Origin of the sequence: Spirillospora sp. NPDC049024, from assembly GCF_040649235.1 — a bacterium.
GTDB lineage: Bacteria > Actinomycetota > Actinomycetes > Streptosporangiales > Streptosporangiaceae > Spirillospora.
Genome location: NZ_JBEZFD010000022.1, coordinates 140554 through 162102, shown reverse-complemented (window position 1 = coordinate 162102; position 21549 = coordinate 140554). Strand labels below are relative to the sequence as shown.

The following is a 21549-nucleotide window of genomic DNA, read 5'->3' as shown; positions in this document are numbered from 1 at the left end:
GAACCAGCCCCACGGCAGCTCCCCCCGACGATCAACTCGCCGAGCAGGACTACACCACCGCTAGATCAATTGCTACGACCGGTTGAGGGCAGGCATCACTGGTCATGGCTGGTCATAGGAGACCGCAATGCCGCAGCCCCCGAAGCGCCTCACCCCGTCGAACAGCCCCCTCGACCTGTTCGGATCAGAAGTCCGCCGGTACCGCGTACTCGCGGACCACAGCATCAAGCAGCTCGCGGACAAGATCCCCTACAGCGCGTCCTTCATCGGCGCCGTCGAACGCGCCGAATGCCACTGCGAACGGAACTTCGCCGAACACTGCGACGCCGTCCTCGACACCAAGCAGGCCCTGTCCCACCTCCACGACGGCCTGTTCGGCGACAAGAGAAACGGCTTCCCCGAGTGGTTCCGCAAGTGGCCGGCCGTGGAAGAGCAAGCTGGCACCCTGAAGGTGTACAGCCCGATCGTTGTCCACGGTCTGTTTCAGACGTTGGAGTACGCGAGCGCACTCCTGTTCGGTGACCGCCAAGCGATCGACGGGCGTATGGCCCGCCAGGTCGTACTCACGCGGACAGACCCCCTGCCCCCACGTCTCATCTACGTCCTGCCGGAGACCGTCCTCTCCTACGACGTTGGTGGACCGGAGGTGATGGGACCGCAACTCGAGTATCTCGCTGAGGTCATCAACCCACGCATCAGCATCCAGGTGGTTCCCAACGGTGCAGTTCACCCTGGAAATCGGGGAGAGTTCATGATCGCGACTCTGCCCGGAGGTGAGGAGATCGCCTTTGCGGACTCCGCAGGCCGTGGGATCATGCAGGACACGCGTGAAGATATTTGCAGACTCAAGGAGACTTTCGACGCGATCAGCACGCAGGCACTGCCCACGAGGCTCAGTGCCGATCTGATCAAACACACGATTGAAGAGAAGTGGAGAAGATGAACCCCCCACTCACCTGGCGTAAGTCGAGCCTTAGCGGCAGCGATGGAGGCAGCTGCATTGAGCTGGCTGGAGCTAAGGGCTGCCTGGCCATTCGGGATTCGAAGGATCCGGACGGACCGATGCTGCTTGTACTTCCGACCGTCTTGCGCGAGGCGATCCGGCTCGCCTCGGAGTGAGGAGGCGCGATGCGGGACCTGATCTGGCGTAAGTCGAGCCGCAGCGGGAGTTCTGGCGGTTCCTGTGTCGAGTTGGCCGGAACGAAGGGCCGCGTTGCCATTCGGGACTCGAAAGAGCCGGAGGGGCCGGTCCTGGTCGTTCCGCGTGCCGCCCTGCGTGCGGCGCTTCGCGGCCTGACCGATCGCTAGCTTGGAGGACGGCTCATCCCCCGGCCGATTCAACGATCCGTCGGCGGCGGACCGGCCGGGGAGTCCGACTGGCGGGTGAGCCGGGCGAAGCTGTCGAGCATCGCGGTGAGGCCGAGGTCGAAGTGGTCGTCGGGGTAGGCGTCGTCGGCGCTCTTGGCGAGAAGGTTGTAGTCCGGTGCGTCCGGCGGCGGTTTTCTGCTGCGCCGCTCGCCGCCGAGCCGGAGCACGGCGAGGGTGAGCGCGTGACCGACGGTGAATTCCCGCAGGCAGCGCAGGACCCGCAGGGCGGTGCCCGGGGTGAATCCGGACGTGGTCATGAGCTCGATCATGCGGTTGCCGGTGTCGATGGCCGCTGGTGAGCGGACCGGGCGGGTGGCGAAGATGGTGACCGCGTGCGGGTGGGCGAGCAGGGTGTCCCGCATGCGGCGGGCGTACTGCTCGGCCAGTTCGCGCCAGGACCCATGCCAGGGCAGGGTGTCTACGTCGAGTTCGCCGAACAGTGTCTCGGCGATGCCGTCGAAGAGCGCCTCCTGGTCGGTGAAGTACCGGTAGACGGCCATCGGGTCCACGCCGAGTTCGGCCCCGAGTTTGCGCATGGAGAACTTGTCCCGGCCGATGTCGTCCACGAGGGCCAGCGCCATGGCGGCGATGTACTCGCGGCTCAGCGTCGGTCTCATCGGCGCCGCCGGCCGCGGCCGGCGGGCTTGGTCGTCTTTCGTCATCGGGTCTCCTTCGTGGATACCCCGCTCCTTCAGGACGGGGAGGAAACGAAGCTCCTGCGGAGCAAGGCAGGGAAAGCCGGTTCGCCGCCAGGGCGGACCGGGCGTCCACCTCCAACCACCCGCCGCCGTCACAAACTGATGGGATAACGAACGTGAAGACCACCCACGTGAAGCGGGCATTCAAATACCGCTTCTATCCGACCGACGCGCAGGCGGCAGAGCTGTCGCGCACGTTCGGGTGCGTGCGGAAGGTCTACAACCTCGCTCTGGCGGCACGTACGGAGGCGTGGGCGCGGCAGGAGCGGGTGAACTACAACCAGACGTCGGCGATGCTGACGGCCTGGAAGAAGACCGAGGAACTCGCCTACCTCAACGAGGTGTCCTGTGTCCCGCTCCAGCAGGCCCTGCGGCACCTCCAGACGGCGTTCGCGAATTTCTTCGGCAAGCGCGCGAAGTACCCGCGCTTCAAGTCGCGGAAGAGGTCGCGCAGGTCCGCCGAGTACACCACCAGCGCGTTCCGGTTCCGTGACGGCGAGCTGACCCTGGCCAAGATGCCGCAACCGCTGGACATCGTGTGGTCCCGGCCGCTCCCTGAAGGTGCGTCGCCGTCCACGGTGACGGTCTCGCAGGACGCGGCTGGACGCTGGTTCGTGTCCCTGCTGTGCGAAGACCCGTCCGTCCAGCCGCTCCCCGCCGCAGATACCGTCGTCGGCGTAGACGTCGGGCTCGACCACCTGCTGACCCTCTCGACCGGGGAGAAGATCTCCAACCCCCGGCACGAGCGGCGCGACCGCGCCCGCCTGGCCAAGGCGCAGCGGCAGCTCGCCCGCAAAGCCGAGGGCGAGGGAGCGAACCGGGCCAAGGCGCGCCGGAAGGTCGCCCAGGTCCATGCCCGCATCGCCGACCGCAGGCGCGATCACCTGCACAAGCTCACCACTCGACTCGTTCGTGAAAACCAAACGATCGTGATCGAGGACCTCGCCGTTGGGAACATGGTGAAGAACGGCGGCCTGGCCCGCGCCATCAGCGATGCGGCCTGGTCGCAGTTCCGGAGCATGCTGGAGTACAAGGCCCGGTGGTACGGCCGCGAAGTGATCGCGATCGACCGCTGGTTCCCCTCGTCCAAGCTGTGCTCGGTCTGCGGCGCCTTGGCCGACGAGATGCCGCTGAACGTCCGCGAGTGGACGTGCGACTGCGGGACGACCCACGACCGGGACGTCAACGCCGCTAAGAACATTCTGGCCGTCGGGCTGACGGCGTCTGTCTGTGGAGCCGGTGTAAGACCTCAACGGAGTACTCCGGGCGGGCAGTCGGCGATGAAGCAGAAACCCCAGCGGGTGACCGCTGGAATCCCCCGCCTTTAGGCGGGGGAGGAAGTCAAGGGTGCAGCTGGTCCAGGATCTCGATCAACCGGTGTGCGAACGCCTGCGGGTGTTGCTGGTATGCCGTGTGTCCTCCGGGAAATTCCACGCAGGGTATGCCGAGTGTCTCACCGAGGACGTGAGCAGGGCGGTGGTAGAGACGGCCGACGCTGTCCCGGCCGGTGGCCGGCCGCCACGGCACCGAGACCGAGCACAGTGCCGCCAGGTCCGGTTCGTATTCGTAACAGAACGCGGGCAACTCGCGGCAGAAGAGGATGCCGGCGTTGCCGAGCAGGCGTTGCGTCCCGCCCGGCTCGCGTCCGGTCACCCGCCGTGACATCCGGCCGAGGGCCAGCACGACGCGCATCATCGCCGCCAGCAGGACACGGCCGGGGCGACTCTGGATTGACCGGGGCGGCGTGGGCATCGTCATGGCCGCGAAGGCGGTGAACGCCCGCAAGGGCCCCTCCGTGTCCGCGATCCGGCGCAGCTCGTCCAACTGCCGCTGTTCGGGCCCGCCGGGGAGGACCTGAACCAGCGGCGGCTCGTGGACCACAGCGCCGAGCAGGCGGCTCTCATGCGCGGCGAGCAGTTCCAGGGTGATGATCGCGCCGCCGCTGCTGCCGAAGACGAAGGCGCGATCGATCCCGTGGTGGTCCAGCACGGCGACGACGTCGGCCGCCTGCTCCGCGACGCCGACGGGGCTGGACTCGTCGTCGAGAGGGCTGCGGGAGTTCCCCCGCCGGTCGAACGTGATCACGGTGAACCGTTCCGCCAGCGGCCGGGCGACATCGCCGTACATCGCCGCGTCGCCGCCGCCACCGGGAACGAGCACCAGCGCGGGCCCCTGCCCCGTCCTTTCCGTGTACAGCCTGGCACCGGGACTCCGGACCAGATCCGCGGCTCCTGCGGATGTCATGCCACCTCCATGCGGTTCACACGTGGTCTACAGTGTAGGCCGCCGTCTACGGTGTAGACAGAGTCTCGCGATCTGGAGGACTCCTCGTGACACAGTCCGCTTCGAATCCGCTGCCCGCGCGTACCCGGGTCCTGTTGATCGCCGGCCTCGGCCCGGCGCTGTACGTCGTCGTGCTGCTGCTCGACAGCCTCACGCGCCCCGGCTACGACGCGATGGACCACTTCGGCAGTGAACTCGCCAACGGCGACCGCGGTTGGCTCATGATCGCCAACTTCGTGCTCGCCGGCACGTCCACGATCTGCTTCGCCTTCGGCCTGCGGACCGTGCTGCGCCCTGGACGCGGCGCACTCGCGGCACCGGTGCTCGTCGGCCTGTTCGGGCTCGGGCTGGTGGTGGCCGGGGTCTTCGCGGCCGACCCGAAACCCGGCTATCCCGCGGGGAGTGCCGGAACCGCGAACCCCACCCTGCACAGCCAGATCCACGATGCGAACCTGTTCCCGACCTGGGGCGTCATGACCATCGCCATGCTCGTGCTCGCCGCCCGCTTCGCCTCCGATGATCAGTGGGCCTGGATGTGGTACTCAATCGCCAGCGCCTTCGCGGCCATGGCGACGCTGATGGTCGCCGTCGCCTTGTATGACGCCGACACGCAGACCGGCAGCTACCACGGGCTGTGGCAACGGATCAGCATCACCATCGGCTTCGGCTACTTCAGCGTGCTCGCCGCCGGCCTGCTCCGGCGAAACGGCCGCCGCCCCTCCGGACAACGGACAGCCGCGGTGGGCTAGTACGGGAGGTCGTGCGCGTCCGGGCCGTCGATGTACCGGGCGAGCCATGGCGGCACGCCAGGGCGCGGATACGTCTGCAGGTCGTTGAGGTAGTGATCGGGCGCCAGCAACTGGTCGTGGGGGAAGGGGCCCTCGCCGTAGTCGTAGTTCACGGTCGTCTCACCGAAGCTCGTGACGGTGAGCAGCAGCCGCCACCACGGCCCGGCGGGCATCTCCGCAGCGGCGAGCCGCTGGCGCCGGACGAGCGCGGCGACCGACTCCGGCACCGGCGCGACGACCGACCGCTGGTAGGACGAGAAGCGCAGGTGGGAGATCTCGGCGGAGGCCGTGAAGGCGAACTCCGCCCGCAGCCACTCCCAGTCGGGCGGTCCGAGCTGGGCCAACTCCCGCACGATCGGCTCGATCAGCCGGTTCGCCTCCGTGGCGGTCGCGTCCTCGGCTGCGGAGCCGACGACGGTGATGCCGCTGATGGCCGGTTCGCCGTCACCGTCCTGCTCCAGCCAGCGGGCGAATTCGGCCATGTACTCGTCGGCGTCCAGCCCGGCGCGCGGCGGCCGGGCAGTGGGCTCCTGCGCGGTGAGGGTGCGCTCCTGTGCGGCGAAGTGCTCCTGCGCGACGTGCGGGGGGACGGACGACGAGACCTCCTCGACGCGGCCGGAGTCGCCGACCAGGAACACCGACCGCCCCACCGGCATGTCGAGGAACGCCATCGGGTCGCTCTCGTCGACGTCCACCGGCGCGTACACGCTCCAACCGGCCTCGAAACGGTCCGCCGCCAATCCCGTCGTGGGGTAATCCAGGCCGCGAGAGCGGATCCATTCCACTACCAGGGAAATCGCTTGCGCCGCGTCCATCCGTCTGGCCTCCCGCGCGTTGTCGCCGGTCACTATACGGGGATGGGCGAGGCGCGGGACGATTCAGCCGGAGCGGTGCGCTTCACAGCGCGGTCCTCTTCTTGGGGGTTGGCGAAGTGCCATCCTGAACCGATGGAGGTCGTCTTCGCCGAGAAGCACATCCGCTTCCTGCACTACGACTTCCGCGGTGCCACCGTCCACCCCACCGGAATGGTCACGCCCGCGCAGATCCGGGACGCCGACTGGAAGGCCATCAGACCCGAGATCCGGACGACTCTCGGCGAGACCCTCTTCCTGCCCAGTGCGCAACGGTCGGAGCTTGAGCGGTTCTGTGTCCGCAATGGCGTCGCCCGGAGGTCCCGCTTCGATGCCTGGGCGGACCTTCTCGAACCCTTCCTCGACACCCGCTTCGACCCCGAAGACGAACGCGCCACCCTCACCCGTCTGCGCGAGGCAGGGTTCCCATCATGGGAGGTCGCTGAAATCCGGCGGCGCCTCACTCCGCTGATGCACGCCTACAATTTCGACGCCATGGTCTGGGAATGGGTCCACCTCGGCTTGTGCGACCTTCTCATCGCCGCCAACGCCCCGGTCATCGCCCCCGGCATCCAGAACGAACTGGGCGAGCCCGCGGCCTTCTATGCCTGGACCATGATGATCGCCGACCGCTTTCGCTGACGCCTGCCCATGGCACGCGACCCGTGACAGCAAGGTCGGCTCCACGGGGCAGGCATTGCGCGTCCGGCAGCCGCGAATGGTCTCGTTTCAGCTTGTGCGGTAGTGGCGGCGGAGGGCGATGCCCGCCGCGACGCCGCCCGCGAGGGCGCCGGCGCCTGCGGCGGCGGGGAGGGCGACCATCGTGACCTTGCGGCCGGTGCGGAAGTCGTGGATCGGCCAGCCGTGGTCGCGGGCGTGGGCGCGCAGTTCCGCGTCCGGGTTCACGGCGTGCGGGTGGCCGACGGCGGTCAGCATCGGCAGGTCGTTGATCGAGTCGCTGTAGGCCGAGCAGCGCGCGAGGTCGAGCCCCTCGCGCTGCGCCAGGGCCCGGACGGCCTCCGCCTTCGCCGGCCCGTGCAGCAGGTTCCCGACGAGCCGTCCGGTGTAGACGCCCTCGCGGGTCTCGGCGACCGTGCCGAGGGCGCCGGTGAGGCCGAGCCGGTGCGCGATCGTCCGGGCGACCTCGACGGGCGTGGCGGTGACGAGCCACACCTGCTGGCCCGAGTCGAGGTGCTGGAGCGCGAGGGTGCGGGTGCCGTGCCAGATGCGGTCGGCCATCACCTCGTCGTAGATCTCCTCGCTCAGCTTGACGATCGCGCTGACCTTCTGCCCGGCGACGAACGCGAGCGCGGCCTCCTTGGCGCTGCCGATGTGGTCGGAGTTCTCGCTGCCGCGCAGGCGGAACGCCGCCTGCCCCCAGGCGAACATGGCGAGGTCGCGCATGGTGAAGAGCTTGCGGGCGGCGAGACCGCGCGCGAAGTAGTAGATCGACGCGCCGCGCATCATCGTGTTGTCGACGTCGAAGAACGCCGCGGCGGCGGGGTCGGGCGCGGGGAGCGGGGCGGGCTCGGCCGCCGCGGCGGCGGCCACCTGCCCCGCGCTCTTGTGGTCCTCGTCCCTGCCGCGCCCCCAGAACGGAGGCTGCCAGAATCGCCGCATGAGGCGAAGCCTAGTCAACCGCCTCCCCGTGCCCCTCCCTCCGGTCGCGATTGCGACAGTCCTCACCCCTGTCGCTCGCCGCCGCCATCAACCGCTCGCGCAGCACGGCGCGGAACCGCGGGTCCGGACCCGCGGCGCTCTCCCGCAGCCGGGCCAGCGCGTTCCCCTGCTCTGCGATCTTTCCTCGCCTCGTCAACACCGAGCTCTCACTCGCCGCTCCCTTGCGGACGTCAGGCGCGAACGCGCTCCTGTCCGCTTGAACGATCGGACGGTGGGCCGGGTTACGGCCCAGTAGTTCATTAATAAACCATCCAGTCGGCCCGCAATGGCGGTTCAAGCGACGGATCAGGTCGGCCCCGGCGGGTCGGCGCGGCGGCTCGGCGCCGCGGGCGCGGTCATCCGCGCAGGTCGTCCGGGAGCATGCGGGCCAGCGACCGGACCGCGCGGTACTGCAGCGCCTTGATCGCGCCCGGCTTCTTGTCCATGATCAGCGCGGTCTCGGCGACCGACAGCCCGTGCAGGAAGCGCAGCACGACGCACTCCTGCTGCTCGGAGTTCAGCCGCCGGACGGCCCGCAGCAGGGTCCGGTGGGTCATCGCGTCCAGGACGGCCCGCTCCGGCCCCTCCTGCGGGCGGTCCGGCTCGATCAGCTCGGCGGTGCAGACCTCCAGCCGGTAGCGGCCGGACTTGAAGTGGTCGGCGACCAGGTTGCGGGCGATCGTGACCAGCCAGGCCCCGAAGTCCTTGCCCTGCCAGTGGAAGTCGCAGATGCGGCGGAGCGCCCGCAGGAACGTCTCACTGGTGATGTCCTCGGCGAGCGCGTGCGTCCCGACCCGGTAGTAGACGTACCGGTAGACGAGTTCCACGTAGTGGTCGTAGAGGGAGCCGAACGCCTCGGCGTCGCCGTCCCGCGCCCGCAGCACCAGCGCCTTGAGGACCTCGGCCCTGTCGGACGAGCGGTCGGCCGGACGCGTCAGGGAGCCGCGGGAATGCCGGGGAAGCGGGATGACCCCGGCATCGAGGGTCAAGCTGCTCATGCAGTTCTCCTCGGGGCGTACGCGACCTCCGGCGTGAAGTGCCACTCTAGATACCGAAAGGTACGCGAGGCAATGGTGCGTTCCTTGCCCGCGGTTACCCGTCAACCCCCCGCATCGGGCACCATGGGGCGCGATGGTCGATGCTCTCCTCGCGTTGCTGGCGACCCTTGGTGCCCTGGCGGCCACCGGGTTGCTGGTTCAGCGCGCCTACAAGGACCGGCTGCTCTATCTGATCGCCTGGTCGTTCACGCAGGTCGGGCTGACGCTCGCGCTGCTGTCCATGAGCCTCGGCTTCATGATGGGCTTCAACGGCGCGCTGTTCCGCGTCATGGAGCTCGGCGCGGCGCTGATCGGGCCGGTCTGGCTCGCGCTCGGCATGATCGAGCTGATCGCCCGGTACGTGCAGGTCCGGTTCGGCGCCTGGCTGTTCACGATCTCCTACACGGTCGTCGCGATCGTCATCCTGATCCTGGACCCGCTGAAGGGCTCGCTCGGCAAGAGCCTGCCGAAGCCCGGCGCCACCTACGACGCGCTGCCGCTGCTGCTGATCGACGGCGGGCACGTCGTCGCCGTGCTCGCGCTCGCGGGGTGCACCGGCGTGACCGCGTGGCTGGCCAGCAAGCGCGACCAGGAGGCGGCGGAGCTGCTCATCCCGGTGGCGCTGGTCGCCCTGGCGGGCGTGCTGGTGGTCAGCGGCACCCGCGGGTTCCTGCCCGCGCCGCTCGCGCTGATCGCGCTCGGCGCCGCCGCGGGCCTCGTCTGGTACGGGTCGATGCGCACGATCCCCGTCTACGACGAGGACGCCGACGGCTACGACGAGTACGGCGACGAGCCCGCCACCGGCTACGAGGAGCAGGGCTACCCCCGGCGCGCCAAGGCCGAGCCCGTCCCGGCGCCCACCCCGCCCCACGACCCCCGGCGCGGCGAGCTGCGCTTCCCGGAGCCCGCGTCCGAGGAGCTGCGCTACCCCGAGAACACCAGCATCCCCGAGAACACCGGCGTCCCGGAGCGCTCCATGTACCCCGACAACCCGGCCGGACCCACGGCGATCGACGGTCCGCTCGGCGGACCGCTCGACCGCTCCCCGCTCGCCGGCCTCGCCAAGCCGGGCGCGCTCGGCGGCGAGCTGGCCAACGCCTGCGGCCAGATCACCGTCTACACGCTGCTGGACGGGCGCGAGGACGCCTTCGACCGGCTCGCCGCCGACCTCGTGAAGGCCGCGCTGGCGACCGAGCCCGACACGCTGGTCTTCGCCTGCCACGAGGTGGTCGGCGGCCCCACGCAGCGGATCTTCTACCAGCTGTTCCGGGACGAGTCCGCGTTCGCCGCGCACCGCCGGCAGCCGCACCTGCAGCGCTTCCTCGCCGAGTCGCGCACCCACGTGATCGCCACGAACGTGATCGAACTGAAGCTCGGCCCGGCCAAGGTGCCGCTCCCGGCGCCGGAGTTCCCCGGAAGGTGACATGCCGCGCGAGATCATGATCACGCTGCTCGGCAAGCCGGGCTGCCACCTGTGCGAGGACGCCCGCGCGGTGATCGAGCGCGTCGCCCGCGACCTCGGCGTGCCGTGGGAGGAGCGCGACATCACCCAGTCGGAGCAGGACACCGAGCAGTACTGGGAGCAGATCCCCGTCACGCTGGTCAACGGCGTCCAGCACGACTTCTGGCGCGTCGACGAGAACCGGCTCCGCAAGGCGATCGCGGACCTCCGCCGGCGCTAGCCCGGCAGCGCCGCGACCTGGGTTCCGGTCCGGCGGCAAGAGGGAGTGGTACGGCAGGAGCGCCCCTCCGCGATTAGTGCCGCAGGGCCATTGGTCTCCCGCGTTGAGGGTGCCAGGGCACCTTGTGAGCGGTTCGCCCGATCGAAGATCGTTTGAAGGTACGGCCGTTCACCCGAACCGCGAAGAGGAGCTCCCATGTCTTTCAAGATGCGCACGCTCGGCGTCGGCGTCGCCGCCGCGGCCGCCTTCGTTCCTTTCGCCGCGACCGCCGCGCAGGCCGCTCCGGTCACCGCCCAGCGGGCCTGCACGTATGACGTCTGCATGTACACCAAGACGAACTTCAAGGGCTCGTGGAAGGGCTACAACCACTACAGGAACAAATGCGTCTCCTACGACAAGGCCTTCAAGATGAAGTCCTTCAAGATCAACAGCTCCGTGGGCACGACGTTCTGGTCCAAGAAGGGCTGCAAGGGCACCCCTTCCATGAGCTTCAGGGGCCACGCCAAGGTCAAGAACTACACGTTCACCTCGCGGTCGAGTCGCTGACCGCCTGACGACGGCGCCCCGTGGAGCAGCGGCCCACGGGGCGCCGTCGCGTCGTGCGTCCGGCAGGCGCCGCCAGGTTCCCCGCGCGGGCCGCTCGGGCGGGCATGTCTGGTCGGTCACACCCCGCCGATCTCCACTATCTCGGTCGTATGCTGAAAAGTCCCTGATGGACGGCTCTTCCGGGACGCCTTCCGGAACGCGGGCTCGCCGCGATGCCGGGGGGCCGACTTTGTGCGCGTATTCACAAAGGCTTAACCTGGGGGACACACCGTCGAGCCGAAGAGCAGGCCGTGACACCTCGACAGAACCGCCACCGCGACCGCGCGGGCCGCGGCATCCCCGAAGCCACCGTGGCGCGGCTCCCGGTCTACCTGCGGGCCCTCACCGGGCTGCAGGATCGCGGCGTCGCCACCGTCTCCTCCGAGGAGCTCGCGGCCGCGGCCGGAGTCAACTCGGCCAAGCTCCGCAAGGACCTCTCCCACCTCGGCTCCTACGGGACCCGCGGCGTCGGCTACGAGGTCGAGTACCTCGTCTACCAGATCTCCCGCGAACTCGGCCTCACCCAGGACTGGGTGGTCGCGATCATCGGTGTCGGTAACCTTGGCCGGGCCCTGGCCGGCTACGGCGGTTTCGCGTCCCGCGGCTTCCGCGTGGCGGGCCTGCTCGACGCTGACGAGTCCATCGTCGGACAGGAGATCTCCGGCATGACGGTGCAGCACATCGACCGCCTGGAGGACATGATCGCCGAGCACGGCGTGTCCATCGCCGTGATCGCGACCCCGGCCGGCGCCGCCCAGGGCGTGTGCGACCGCGTGGTGGCGGCCGGCGTGACGAGCGTTCTGAACTTCGCCCCGGTGGTGCTGTCGGTGCCCGACGGGGTCGATGTGCGCAAGGTTGATCTTTCCATTGAGCTGCAGATTCTCGCGTTCCACGAGCAGCGCAAGGCGGGCGGGCCGGACGGCTTCGCCCCGCTGGCGGGCGGCGAACCGCCGACCGGCGCTGCACAGTACGTGGAAACGGTGGAAGCATGAGGGGGTCAGACCCGGGGGCGTGGAGGGTCGTCCCCCCGCAAGCGGCAGGCAGGAGCGGAGCGGAGCAAGGGGCGCCGGCAGGCGCCTCCTCACCAGGAGCTCGCACGGCGCGGGTGGGCGGAGACGCGGAAGACCCTGGAGACGGGAAATGAGCATTCTGGTCGTGGGCCTCAGCCACCGAAGCGCGCCCGTGGCGGTGCTGGAGCGGGCGGCGGTGGCCGGTGACGATCTCGTCAAACTGCTGCACGCCGTGCACGCGTCCGCGAACGTCGCCGAGGCCGCCATCGTCTCGACCTGCAACCGGGTCGAGATCTACGCGGTCGTGGAGAAGTTCCACGGCGGCGTCTCGGCGATCTCGGAGCTGCTGGCCCTGCACTCCGGCGTCCCGCTGGACGACCTGTCGCGGCACCTGTACGTCCACTACGAGGAGCGGGCCGTCCAGCACGTGTTCGCGGTGGCGTGCGGGCTGGAGTCGATGGTCGTCGGCGAGGGGCAGATCCTCGGGCAGATCCGGCAGGCGTTCCGGCTGGCCCAGGAGGAGGGCACGCTCGGGCGCGACCTGCACGACGTCCTGCAGCAGTCGCTGCGGGTGGGCAAGCGCGCGCACCACGAGACCGGGATCGACAAGGCCGGCGCTTCGCTGGTCAGCGTGGGCCTGGACGTCGCGGTCCGGCATCTCGGCCCGCTGGAGGACGCCCGGGCGCTGGTGGTCGGCGCCGGCTCGATGAGCTCGCTGGCCGCCGCCACGCTGAGCCGCGCGGGAGCGCGCGAGGTGGTGATCGCCAACCGGACCCCCGCGCGGGCGCAGCGCCTCGCGGAGTCGCTGGACGTCCCCTCCCGCGCGATCGGGCTGGCGGAGCTGGACGCGGCCCTCGCCGAGGCCGACCTCGTGGTGTCGTGCACCGGCGCCACCGGCCTGGTGATCACCGCCGAGCAGCTCGCGGCGCAGGGGATCGGGGCCGACGGACGGCGCCGCTTCCTCCTCGACCTGGCGCTGCCCCACGACGTGGACCGCGCCGTCCGCGACCTGCCCGGCGTCGGGCTGGCGGGCCTGGACGACCTGCGCACCGCGCAGGAGGCGGCCGAGGCCATCGGCCCGGAGGCGGTCGAGGCCGCGCGGCGGATCGTGTGCGCCGAGGTCGAGGCGTTCCTCAGCGCCGCCCGCGCCGCCGCCGTCGCGCCGACCGTCGTCGCGCTGCGCAGCAAGGCCGCCGACGTGGTGGAGGCCGAACTGGCCCGGCTGAGCGGGCGGATGCCCGAGATGGACGTCCGGGCCCGCAAGGAGATCGAGCAGACCGTGCGGCGCGTGGTGGACAAGCTGCTCCACGCGCCGACCGTCCGGGTCAAGGAGCTGGCGGCGGCACCGGGCGGCGACTCCTACGCCGACGCGCTGCGCGAGCTGTTCGACCTGGACCCGAAGGCCCCCGAGGCGGTGGCGCGCGCGGACATCCGCGAGGCCGACGTCCCCGAGGCGGCCGTCCCCCGGCTCGACGGCCGGGACCCGAACCAGGAATGCGCCGAGGTCGACTGCGTCAGCCCCGCGTCCGCGCCGGGCCGGGACGCGGTGTCCGACGCGGTGTCCGACGCGGTGTCCGACGCGGTGTCCGAGGTCGTGGCGGACGCCGTGTCGGACGCGATGTCGGACGGCGTGAACGCCGAGACGGTGAACGCGCAGGCCGCGAGCGTGCGGGCGGTCAGCGCCCGGCACGCCGTCCCGGCGCACGAAGGAGACGAGACGTGAGTACGGGGAGCAGGGGCCCGCTTCGGCTGGGCACCCGGAAGAGCCTGATGGCGACGACCCAGTCGCAGGGCGTCGCCGACACGTTGTCCGAGCTCACGGGGCATGCCGTCGAGCTGGTCGGGGTAACGACGCAGGGTGATGTGTCCAAGGCCCTGCTCGCCCAGATCGGCGGGACGGGCGTGTTCGTCAACGCGCTCCGCGACAAGGTGCTGTCCGGCGAGGTGGACTTCGCGGTGCACTCGCTGAAGGACCTGCCGACGTCCGAGACGCCCGGGATCGTCCTCGCGGCCACCCCCGCCCGCGACGACCCGCGCGACGCCCTGTGCGGCCCCTTGAAACTCGCCGACCTGCCGCGCGGCGCGCGGATCGGCACCGGCTCGCCGCGCCGCGTCGCCCAGCTGCGCGCGCTCCGCCCGGACCTGGAGATCGTCCCGATCCGCGGCAACGCCGACACCCGGCTCCGCAAGGTCAGCGACGGCGAGCTCGACGCGGTGGTGCTCGCGCACGCGGGCCTCAAGCGGATCGGCCGGCTGGACGCGGTCGGCGAGGTCTTCGACCCGGACCAGATGCTGCCCGCCCCCGGGCAGGGCGCGCTCGCGCTCGAATGCCGCGCCGACCGCGCCGACCTCCGCGAACTGCTTGGAACGGTCGACGACGCCGCGACCCGGCGCGCCGTCACCGCCGAGCGGACGGTCCTGGCGGTGCTGGAGGCGGGTTGCTCCGCGCCCGTGGGAACATACGCTGCCGAAGTAGATGAAAGGCTGCATCTGACGGCGACCGTCGCGGCATACGACGGCAGCAGGCAGGTGCGGCTGTCCGCAAGCGGCCACCCGGATGACGCCGAGCGGCTCGGACGCGACCTCGCGGCCCGGCTTCTCGCGCAGGGGGCCGACCAGTTGATGGGGGAGCGCGAGTGAGCCCCGCCGCGAAGAGCACCACGAAGAGCACGGCCGCGACGGACGCCGCGGCCGACGAGAGCGTGGTCGAGAACACCGCCGCCGACAAGACCGCCGCCGACAAGACCGCCGCCGACAAGAACACGACCACCGGGAAGACCCCGACGACCGGCAAGGCCGCGAAGCCCGCGAAGAGCGCGGCCTCCGCACCGGCCGCCCCGCACCGGACGGCCGGTCCGGGGACGGTCGCGTTCGTCGGCATGGGGCCCGGCGACCCCGACCTGCTGACCCTGCGCGCCGCCGGCGAGCTGGAGCGCGCCGACACCGTCGTCGTGAGCCGCGCGCACTGCCCGCCCGGGATCCTGACCCACTGCCGTCCGGACGCCGAGATCCTCGACACGGCCGACGCCGACCCGGTGAAGCTCGCCGCGCGGGCCGCGAAGGCGGGCCGCCGGGTCGTCCGGCTGTTCCGCGGCGACCCGGGGCTGGCCTGCCACTACGCCGTCGAGGGCGGTGCCCTGGCCAAGGCCGGCGTCCCGTTCGAGGTGGTGCCCGGCGTCTCCTCCGTGACGGCCGTGCCCGGGTACGCGGGCATCCCGCTGACCGACGGCGCGACCCGCGAGGTCCGCGTCATCGACGCCTCCGAGGGCGGCGTCGACTGGGAGCGGTTCGCCGCCCCGGACACCACCCTCGTCGTCCTCGGGGCCGAGGGCGCGGTCGCCGAGGTCGCGAAGGGCCTGGTGGCGGCGGGACGTCCCGACTCCACCCCGGCCGCGATGACCAGCCTCGGCACCACCACCGAGCAGGAGACCGTCGTCTCGACGCTCGCCAGGCTCGCGCCCGACACCAAGGGCATGGAGACCCCCGGCCTGATCGTCGTCGGCGACGTGGTGAACTGGCGCGACAAGCTGTCCTGGTTCGAGACCAAGCCGCTGTTCGGCTGGCGGGTCCTCGTGCCGCGCACCAAGGAGCAGGCCGCGTCGCTGTCGGACCAGCTCCGCGGGTACGGGGCCGTCCCGGACGAGGTCCCGACGATCTCGGTCGAGCCGCCGCGCACCCCGCAGCAGATGGACCGGGCCGTGAAGGGCCTCGTCACCGGCCGCTACGAGTGGGTGGTGTTCACCTCCACGAACGCGGTGAAGGCGATCCGGGAGAAGTTCACCGACTACGGCCTCGACGCCCGCGCGTTCGCCGGCCTGAAGGTCGCCGCCGTCGGGGAGCAGACCGCCGCCGCGCTGGTCGAGTTCGGCGTCGTCCCCGACCTGACCCCGTCCGGGGAGCAGTCCGGCGAGGGCCTCGCCCGGGAGTGGCCGCCCTACGACGAGGACCTCGACCCGATCAACCGGGTCCTGCTGCCGCGCGCCGACATCGCCACCGACGTGCTCATCGCCAGGCTGACCGAGCTCGGCTGGGAGTGCGAGGACGTGACCGCCTACCGGACGGTCCGGGCCGCGCCGCCGCCCGCGCCGATCCGCGAGGCGATTAAGGGCGGCGGGTTCGACGCCGTGCTGTTCACCTCGTCCTCCACGGTGAAGAACCTGATCGGCATCGCCGGCAAGCCCCACAACGTGACCGTGATCGCGGTGATCGGCCCGCAGACGGCCAAGACGGCCGAGGAGTACGGGCTGCGGGTCGACGTCATGGCCGAGAAGCCGTCGGTGTCGGCCCTCGCGGAGGCGCTGGCCGAGTACGGTGCCAAGCGGAGGGCGGCCCAGATCGAGGCGGGGGACCCGCTCCGCAAGCCCAGCCAGATGCGCCGGGGCGCCCGGCGCCGGAAGTAGACCCGCACCCGGAAAACCGAGGGATCATGTCTGCACAGTTCCCCGTCGCCCGCCCGCGACGGCTGCGGCGCACGCCCGCGATGCGGCGGCTCGTCGCCGAGACCCGGCTCAGCCCCGCCGACCTGGTGCTGCCCGTCTTCGTCAAGGAGGGCATCTCCGAGCCGCAGCCGGTCGCGTCCATGCCGGGCGTCTTCCAGCACACCCGCGACAGCCTGCGCAAGGCCGCGCACGAGGCGGCCGAGGCGGGCGTCGGCGGCCTCATCCTGTTCGGCATCCCGGCCGAGAAGGACGGCACGGGCTCGGCCGCCGACGACCCGGACGGCATCGTCCAGCTCGCGCTGCGCGACCTGGCGTCCGACCTCGGCGACTCGACCGTGATCATGACCGACCTGTGCCTGGACGAGTACACCGACCACGGCCACTGCGGCATCCTCACCGAGTCCGGCGAGATCGACAACGACGCCACGCTGGAGCGGTACGCCTCGATCGCCGTGGCGCAGGCCGAGGCGGGCGCGGCGGTCGTCGGCCCGTCCGGGATGATGGACGGCCAGGTCGGCGCGATCCGCGAGGCCCTCGACGGCGCCGGGTACTCCGACACCGCGATCCTCGGCTACTCGATCAAGTACGCCTCCGCCTACTACGGCCCGTTCCGGGACGCGGCCGAGTGCGCCCCGCAGTTCGGCGACCGGTCCACCCACCAGCAGGACCCGGCCAACGCCGACGAGTCGCTCCGCGAGGTCTTCCTCGACCTCGACGAGGGCGCCGACATGGTCATGGTCAAGCCCGCCGGCGCCTACCTGGACATCGTGCGCCGCGTCCGCGACGCGGTCGACGTCCCGGTGGTCGCCTACCAGGTGAGCGGCGAGTACGCGATGATCGAGGCCGCCGCGGAGAAGGGCTGGATCGACCGCGAGCGCACGATCATGGAGTCGCTGCTGTCGATCCGCCGCGCCGGCGCCGACATCGCCCTCACCTACTGGGCCACCGAGGTCGCCCGCCGGCTGGCCTAGATCATCGTCTAGCCCATCCGTCCCTCCGGTCCCTCCGCCCTCTAGTCACTTAGGGTCGTTTTCCCGGGGTTGCCGTGTCCGGCGTTCACCCCGGCGGGCATCATCGTTAACCAGGAACCCACGTGCGACCTTGGGTAATGGGGGGCGGAGATGCTGGCGGTCTCGGGGAGCAAGAAGCAGCGGGCGGCGCGCGACCGGATGGCCGCGGCCGCGCGGGAGTACGCCGACCTGGGCTGGCCCTGCTTCCCCGGAGCTCATCCCCCCGCCGGCGGTGACCGGGCGTGTTCATGCGACCGGATCGGCTGTCCCGACCCTGGTGCGCACCCGGTGTCGGCCGCCTGGGCGCACCAGGCCAGCGTCGACGCGGGCACGATCGAACGCTGGTGGGACGAGCGCCCGCAGGCGAACATCATCTTGCCGACGGGCCGGGTGTTCGACGTGTTCGACGTACCGGCCGCGGCCGGGACCATCGCCCTCGACCGGATCGAGCGGGAAAACCTTCCCGTCGGTCCGGTCGCGTCGTTCGGGGGCGACCGGCACCTGTTCTTCGTCGCCACGCGCGGCGCGCCCGTCGACGAGGACGAGTGGTGGTCCTGCCACCTCGACTGCTCCCCGGAGGACGTCGCCGAGACGCCCGGGATGCGCTGGCACTGCCGTGACAGCTACGTCGTGGCGCCGCCGTCCATCCTGCCGCACGGGCGCGAGGCGGCCTGGCTGCGCCCACCGTCCCGCGACCCGCTCCCCGACCCCCTCCGCCTCCTGGAAGTCCTCTCAGACGCCTGCGAGGACGCCTTGCTTTAGCAGTCCCGGCCCACTTCGCTCGCCTGGCGGCTGTGTTAATGCAGTCCCGGCCCACTTCGCTCGCCTGGCGGCTCGCTACGTGACCGGGCCTGGGCGAACGCGGCATCGCTTCGCGATCTGCCCGGTTCCGCTCGCCTCCGGCTTCGCTCCACCGGCCAGGTCACGCGTTCGCGCGCGACCCTAGCCAGGCGGGCCCGGCCTTCAGCGGGTGCGGCTCTCCACCGGGTGCGGCCCTTACGGGCTGCGGGCCGCACCGGCGGGCGCTGGGCCCGGGTGCGGTCAGTGGGGGGCCTTGATGGGGGGCTTGCGGGTCCAGCCGCTGAAGGAGCCGCGCTGCATCTCGTTGCGGCCCTTCTCGGGGCCGGCGCGCACCCAGAACTTCACGGGGCGGAAGTCGGCGTCGAGCTTGACGGCGAACGCGATCTGCTGGGCGCCCGTCGCCTGCGCCATCTGCGCGTACAGGGGGCCGACGCCGGGGGCCTCCGTCAGCTTCGCGGCAGGGGCCTCGCCCTCATAGATCGCTCCAGACTTGGAGAGCCTGGTCGCCGACCGCATCAGCGCCGTCAGGCTCGCGACCGAGCCGCCCATGCGCACCTGGTCGGCGACGGCCGGGTAGCCGCGCCCGCCGAGCGGCGACGCCCGCCACTTCTTGCCCGCCCGGACGTACAGCCGGTCCTGGACGATGACGGCCCGCACCGGCTTGCGGGACGCGCCCGCCCCAGCCAGCGTGAGGGCGTAGGACGGGTTCCCGCCCTGGACCACCATCGTCCCCTTGCCGGTGGCCGCGAAGCCGCAGCAGCCGGTCTGCCGGTAGCTGAACGCGGCGCCGGGCGTCTTGGCGACGGCCTGGTCGATGCGGGCGACGAGCGGCGCGGGGTCGACGCCGCCGACCGGCAGCGTCGGCTGCGGGCTGCTGCTCTGCGCGGGCGTCGGCTCGGGCGGCTCCTTGTCACCGCTCAGCGACGTGCCGCCCTTCAACAGGACCGCCGTGCCCGCCCCGGCGGCGACGACCACGACCGCGACGGCGGCGACCACCCAGCGCGTCCGGGACCGGCCGCCCCCCTGCGCGCCCGTGACGACCGGGGTGCGGCCGCTGCTGCGGGACGGCTTCGGCTTCGGCGGCTCGGGCTGCTGCGCGGCCTGCGCGGCGAGCTCGGTGAGGCGGCCGCGGCCCTGCGCCTCCCAGGACGGCCCGTAAGCGGAGACGGCCGCGTCCTCCAGCGCGCCGAGGAAGTCGGCGGCGGACTTCGGGCGCTTCTCCGGCTCCTTGGCCAGGCCCTGGTGGATCAGGTCGCGCAGCGGCCCCGGCACCTCCTCGGCCGGGATCGGCGCCTCGCGGTGCTGGCGCGCCATGTTGCGGCCCGCGTACGGGGGCCGTCCGGTGAGGCACTCGTAGAAGATCGCGGTGGCGGCGTACAGGTCGGTGGCGACCGTGGCCGGCTCGCCGTCCCACAGCTCCGGCGCCGCGTACTGCGGGGCCTGCTGCGCCTCGGTGCCCGCGGGCGCCGTCGCGAAGTCGGTGAGCCGGGCGTTGCCCTCGCCGTCGACCAGGATGTTCGCCGGGCGCATCGCCCCGTGGACGAGGTCGTGCTCGTGCGCGACGGCGAGGCCGAGGAGCGTCCCGCCCAGCATCGACAGCGCCGCGAGGGGGCCGCTCGGGCCCTGCGCGGCGATCATGCGCCGCAGGCTCACCCCCTCGACGTACTGCATCACGAGCGCGGCGCCGTCGGCGGTCTCCACGAAGTCGTAGAGGTCGACCACGTTCGGGTCTTCCAGCTGGGACAGGCCCCGTGCCGCCACGCGGAAGCGCGCGAGAAACGCCTCGTCGGCGCCGAGCGCCGTGTCGAGGTATTTGATCGCGACCCGCGTGCCGGTCATGTCGTCGACCGCCAGCACCACCCGGCCCGAGGCTCCGCCGCCCAGTTCGCGTTCGTGGGTGAAGCCCGGGACCGTCCAGCCGTTGACCACGGTAGAAGCCATCCCTCCGATGTCGTCACTTGGTGGAATATCGGCCCATACGCCGCCGGGTCAAGGCAAGTCGCCGAACTGCAACTGAGAGACTGCAACCGTGACTGACTTCGATCGCTCCCGGCAGTTGTTCGACCGTTCCGCCGCCGTTGTCCCCGGCGGCGTCAACTCTCCGGTCCGCGCCTTCGGCGCCGTTGGCGGAACGCCCCGTTTCATGGCGTCCGGGCGTGGTCCGTACCTTACCGACGTCGACGGCAATACCTATGTCGATCTGGTGTGTTCGTGGGGTCCGATGATCCTCGGGCACGCGCACCCGGCCGTCGTGGAGGCGGTGCGGGACGCGGCAGGGCGCGGGACGTCCTACGGCGCGCCCACGCAGGGCGAGGTGGAGCTCGCCGAGGAGATCGTCTCCCGTACCCCGGCCGAGAAGGTCCGGCTGGTCAACTCGGGGACCGAGGCGACGATGTCGGCGATCCGGCTGGCCCGCGGGTTCACCGGCCGCACCAAGATCATGAAGTTCGCCGGCTGCTACCACGGGCACGTGGACTCGCTGCTCGCCGCGGCGGGCTCCGGCGTCGCCACGTTCGGGCTTCCCGACACGCCGGGCGTGACCGGCGCGACCACCGCCGACACGCTGATCCTGCCCTACAACGACGTCGCGGCCGTGGAGACGGCCTTCCACGACCACGGCAACGACATCGCCTGCGTGATCACCGAGGCCGTGCCGTGCAACATGGGCGTGGTCCCGCCGCTGGCCGGGTTCAACGCACTGCTGAAGCGGCTGTGCGAGCGGTACGGCGCGCTGCTGGTGCTCGACGAGGTGCTCACCGGGTTCCGGGCGTCGCGGTCCGGGTGGTTCGGGGTCGAGGGCGTCCCCGGCGACCTGATGACGTTCGGCAAGGTGATGGGAGGCGGGCTGCCCGCCGCCGCGTTCGGCGGGCGCGCCGACGTCATGGACCACCTCGCCCCGGCCGGGCCCGTCTACCAGGCCGGCACCCTGTCGGGGAACCCGCTCGCCACCGCCGCCGGGCTCGCCACGCTGCGGCACGCCACGGACGAGGTGTACGCCGCGATCGACCGCTCGGCGCGGATCGTGTCGACGGCCGCGTCCGAGGCGCTGGAGCGCGAGGGCGTCCCGCACGCGCTGCAGAACGCGAGCAACCTCTTCTCGATCTTCTTCACGGACGGGGCGGTGGGCGACTTCGCCGCCGCGCAGCGGCAGGACTCCAAGGCCTACGCCGCCTTCTTCCACGCCGCGCTGGAGCGCGGCGTGTACCTGCCCCCGTCCGCGTACGAGGTGTGGTTCCTGTCGGCCGCGCACGACGACGAGGCTCTGGAGCGCGTCCTGGAGGCCCTCCCGCACGCCGCCCGCGCCGCGGCCCAAGCGGCGGCATCCTAGAACGGCGGCT

The 21549-nt window shown here is 71.3% G+C and carries 22 protein-coding genes; 16 read left to right on the top strand and 6 right to left on the bottom strand.

From position 1 onward, the window contains the following. Positions 1 to 127 precede the first annotated feature (127 nt). Genes AB0C21_RS33595 through AB0C21_RS33585 form a run of 3 tightly spaced genes read left to right on the top strand, consistent with a single transcriptional unit; the run spans position 128 to position 1308 of the window. Complete coding sequence (locus tag AB0C21_RS33595; RefSeq protein WP_500209702.1) at positions 128 to 943, top strand: helix-turn-helix domain-containing protein; 816 nt, start codon at positions 128 to 130, stop codon at positions 941 to 943. Continuing rightward, positions 940 to 1119, top strand: coding sequence for a DUF397 domain-containing protein (locus tag AB0C21_RS33590; protein WP_500209712.1), 180 nt, complete (start codon positions 940 to 942; stop codon positions 1117 to 1119). Before AB0C21_RS33595 ends, AB0C21_RS33590 begins: the two co-directional genes overlap by 4 nt. A 9-nt stretch (positions 1120 to 1128) precedes the next feature. Continuing rightward, positions 1129 to 1308, top strand: a complete 180-nt coding sequence (locus AB0C21_RS33585; RefSeq protein ID WP_500209700.1) for a DUF397 domain-containing protein — start codon at positions 1129 to 1131, stop codon at positions 1306 to 1308. Between the two features lie 29 nt (positions 1309 to 1337). Here AB0C21_RS33585 and AB0C21_RS33580 read toward each other — a convergent pair whose 3' ends face one another. After that, on the bottom strand, positions 1338 to 2030 hold the full coding sequence (locus AB0C21_RS33580; protein WP_500209698.1) for a TetR/AcrR family transcriptional regulator: 693 nt from the start codon (positions 2028 to 2030) through the stop codon (positions 1338 to 1340). Positions 2031 to 2182: 152 nt separating this feature from the next. On the opposite strand from AB0C21_RS33580, the gene AB0C21_RS33575 reads away from it, so the two are divergent. Then, on the top strand, positions 2183 to 3394 hold the full coding sequence (locus AB0C21_RS33575; protein WP_500209696.1) for an RNA-guided endonuclease InsQ/TnpB family protein: 1212 nt from the start codon (positions 2183 to 2185) through the stop codon (positions 3392 to 3394). 13 nt (positions 3395 to 3407) lie between these two features. Here the strand turns inward: AB0C21_RS33575 and AB0C21_RS33570 are convergent, their stop codons facing one another. Then, entirely contained in the window at positions 3408 to 4310 is a 903-nt protein-coding gene (locus tag AB0C21_RS33570) for an alpha/beta fold hydrolase (RefSeq protein ID WP_500209694.1), read from the bottom strand. Between the two features lie 86 nt (positions 4311 to 4396). Between AB0C21_RS33570 and AB0C21_RS33565 the strand changes: the two genes are divergently transcribed. Further along, positions 4397 to 5098 (top strand): DUF998 domain-containing protein, encoded by a 702-nt coding sequence (locus tag AB0C21_RS33565; protein WP_500209693.1) that lies wholly within the window; start codon positions 4397 to 4399, stop codon positions 5096 to 5098. On the opposite strand, the gene AB0C21_RS33560 is transcribed toward AB0C21_RS33565, so the two are convergent. Then, complete coding sequence (locus tag AB0C21_RS33560) at positions 5095 to 5832, bottom strand: hypothetical protein (RefSeq protein WP_500209691.1); 738 nt, start codon at positions 5830 to 5832, stop codon at positions 5095 to 5097. The two genes, AB0C21_RS33565 and AB0C21_RS33560, sit on opposite strands and share 4 nt — an antisense overlap. Positions 5833 to 6084: 252 nt before the next feature. On the opposite strand from AB0C21_RS33560, the gene AB0C21_RS33555 reads away from it, so the two are divergent. After that, entirely contained in the window at positions 6085 to 6630 is a 546-nt protein-coding gene (locus AB0C21_RS33555; protein WP_500209690.1) for a hypothetical protein, read from the top strand. Between the two features lie 87 nt (positions 6631 to 6717). Here AB0C21_RS33555 and AB0C21_RS33550 read toward each other — a convergent pair whose 3' ends face one another. Further along, complete coding sequence (locus AB0C21_RS33550; protein WP_500209689.1) at positions 6718 to 7608, bottom strand: HAD family hydrolase; 891 nt, start codon at positions 7606 to 7608, stop codon at positions 6718 to 6720. A 395-nt stretch (positions 7609 to 8003) separates the two neighbouring features. Continuing rightward, positions 8004 to 8645, bottom strand: coding sequence for a sigma-70 family RNA polymerase sigma factor (locus AB0C21_RS33545; RefSeq protein WP_500209688.1), 642 nt, complete (start codon positions 8643 to 8645; stop codon positions 8004 to 8006). A gap of 133 nt (positions 8646 to 8778) precedes the next feature. Between AB0C21_RS33545 and AB0C21_RS33540 the strand changes: the two genes are divergently transcribed. From AB0C21_RS33540 to AB0C21_RS33500, 9 genes are all read left to right on the top strand, one after another. Continuing rightward, the gene (locus tag AB0C21_RS33540) at positions 8779 to 10107 is read left to right on the top strand and encodes a putative quinol monooxygenase (RefSeq protein ID WP_500209686.1); all 1329 of its coding nucleotides are present in this window, start codon (positions 8779 to 8781) and stop codon (positions 10105 to 10107) included. A 1-nt stretch (position 10108) separates the two neighbouring features. After that, on the top strand, positions 10109 to 10366 hold the full coding sequence (locus tag AB0C21_RS33535; protein ID WP_500209685.1) for a glutaredoxin family protein: 258 nt from the start codon (positions 10109 to 10111) through the stop codon (positions 10364 to 10366). A 195-nt stretch (positions 10367 to 10561) separates the two neighbouring features. After that, on the top strand, positions 10562 to 10912 hold the full coding sequence (locus AB0C21_RS33530) for a hypothetical protein (protein ID WP_149259725.1): 351 nt from the start codon (positions 10562 to 10564) through the stop codon (positions 10910 to 10912). Between the two features lie 290 nt (positions 10913 to 11202). After that, a complete protein-coding gene (locus AB0C21_RS33525) occupies positions 11203 to 11943 on the top strand; it encodes a redox-sensing transcriptional repressor Rex (RefSeq protein WP_149259724.1) in 741 nt (246 codons plus the stop codon). A 148-nt stretch (positions 11944 to 12091) separates the two neighbouring features. Continuing rightward, complete coding sequence (locus AB0C21_RS33520) at positions 12092 to 13684, top strand: glutamyl-tRNA reductase (RefSeq protein ID WP_500209684.1); 1593 nt, start codon at positions 12092 to 12094, stop codon at positions 13682 to 13684. Next, positions 13681 to 14601: a hydroxymethylbilane synthase gene (gene hemC, locus AB0C21_RS33515; RefSeq protein ID WP_500209683.1), complete on the top strand. Its 921-nt coding sequence runs from the start codon at positions 13681 to 13683 to the stop codon at positions 14599 to 14601. The genes AB0C21_RS33520 and hemC overlap by 4 nt, the downstream gene beginning before the upstream one ends. After that, positions 14598 to 16361: a bifunctional uroporphyrinogen-III C-methyltransferase/uroporphyrinogen-III synthase gene (locus AB0C21_RS33510; protein WP_500209681.1), complete on the top strand. Its 1764-nt coding sequence runs from the start codon at positions 14598 to 14600 to the stop codon at positions 16359 to 16361. Before hemC ends, AB0C21_RS33510 begins: the two co-directional genes overlap by 4 nt. Before the next feature lie 26 nt (positions 16362 to 16387). Then, complete coding sequence (gene hemB, locus AB0C21_RS33505; protein WP_500209679.1) at positions 16388 to 17371, top strand: porphobilinogen synthase; 984 nt, start codon at positions 16388 to 16390, stop codon at positions 17369 to 17371. Between the two features lie 150 nt (positions 17372 to 17521). Next, positions 17522 to 18172, top strand: coding sequence for a bifunctional DNA primase/polymerase (locus AB0C21_RS33500; protein WP_500209677.1), 651 nt, complete (start codon positions 17522 to 17524; stop codon positions 18170 to 18172). 279 nt (positions 18173 to 18451) lie between these two features. Here the strand turns inward: AB0C21_RS33500 and AB0C21_RS33495 are convergent, their stop codons facing one another. Beyond that, complete coding sequence (locus tag AB0C21_RS33495) at positions 18452 to 20152, bottom strand: serine/threonine-protein kinase (RefSeq protein ID WP_500209676.1); 1701 nt, start codon at positions 20150 to 20152, stop codon at positions 18452 to 18454. 88 nt (positions 20153 to 20240) lie between these two features. Between AB0C21_RS33495 and hemL the strand changes: the two genes are divergently transcribed. Then, a complete protein-coding gene (gene hemL / locus AB0C21_RS33490; protein WP_500209674.1) occupies positions 20241 to 21539 on the top strand; it encodes a glutamate-1-semialdehyde 2,1-aminomutase in 1299 nt (432 codons plus the stop codon). Positions 21540 to 21549 lie beyond the last annotated feature (10 nt).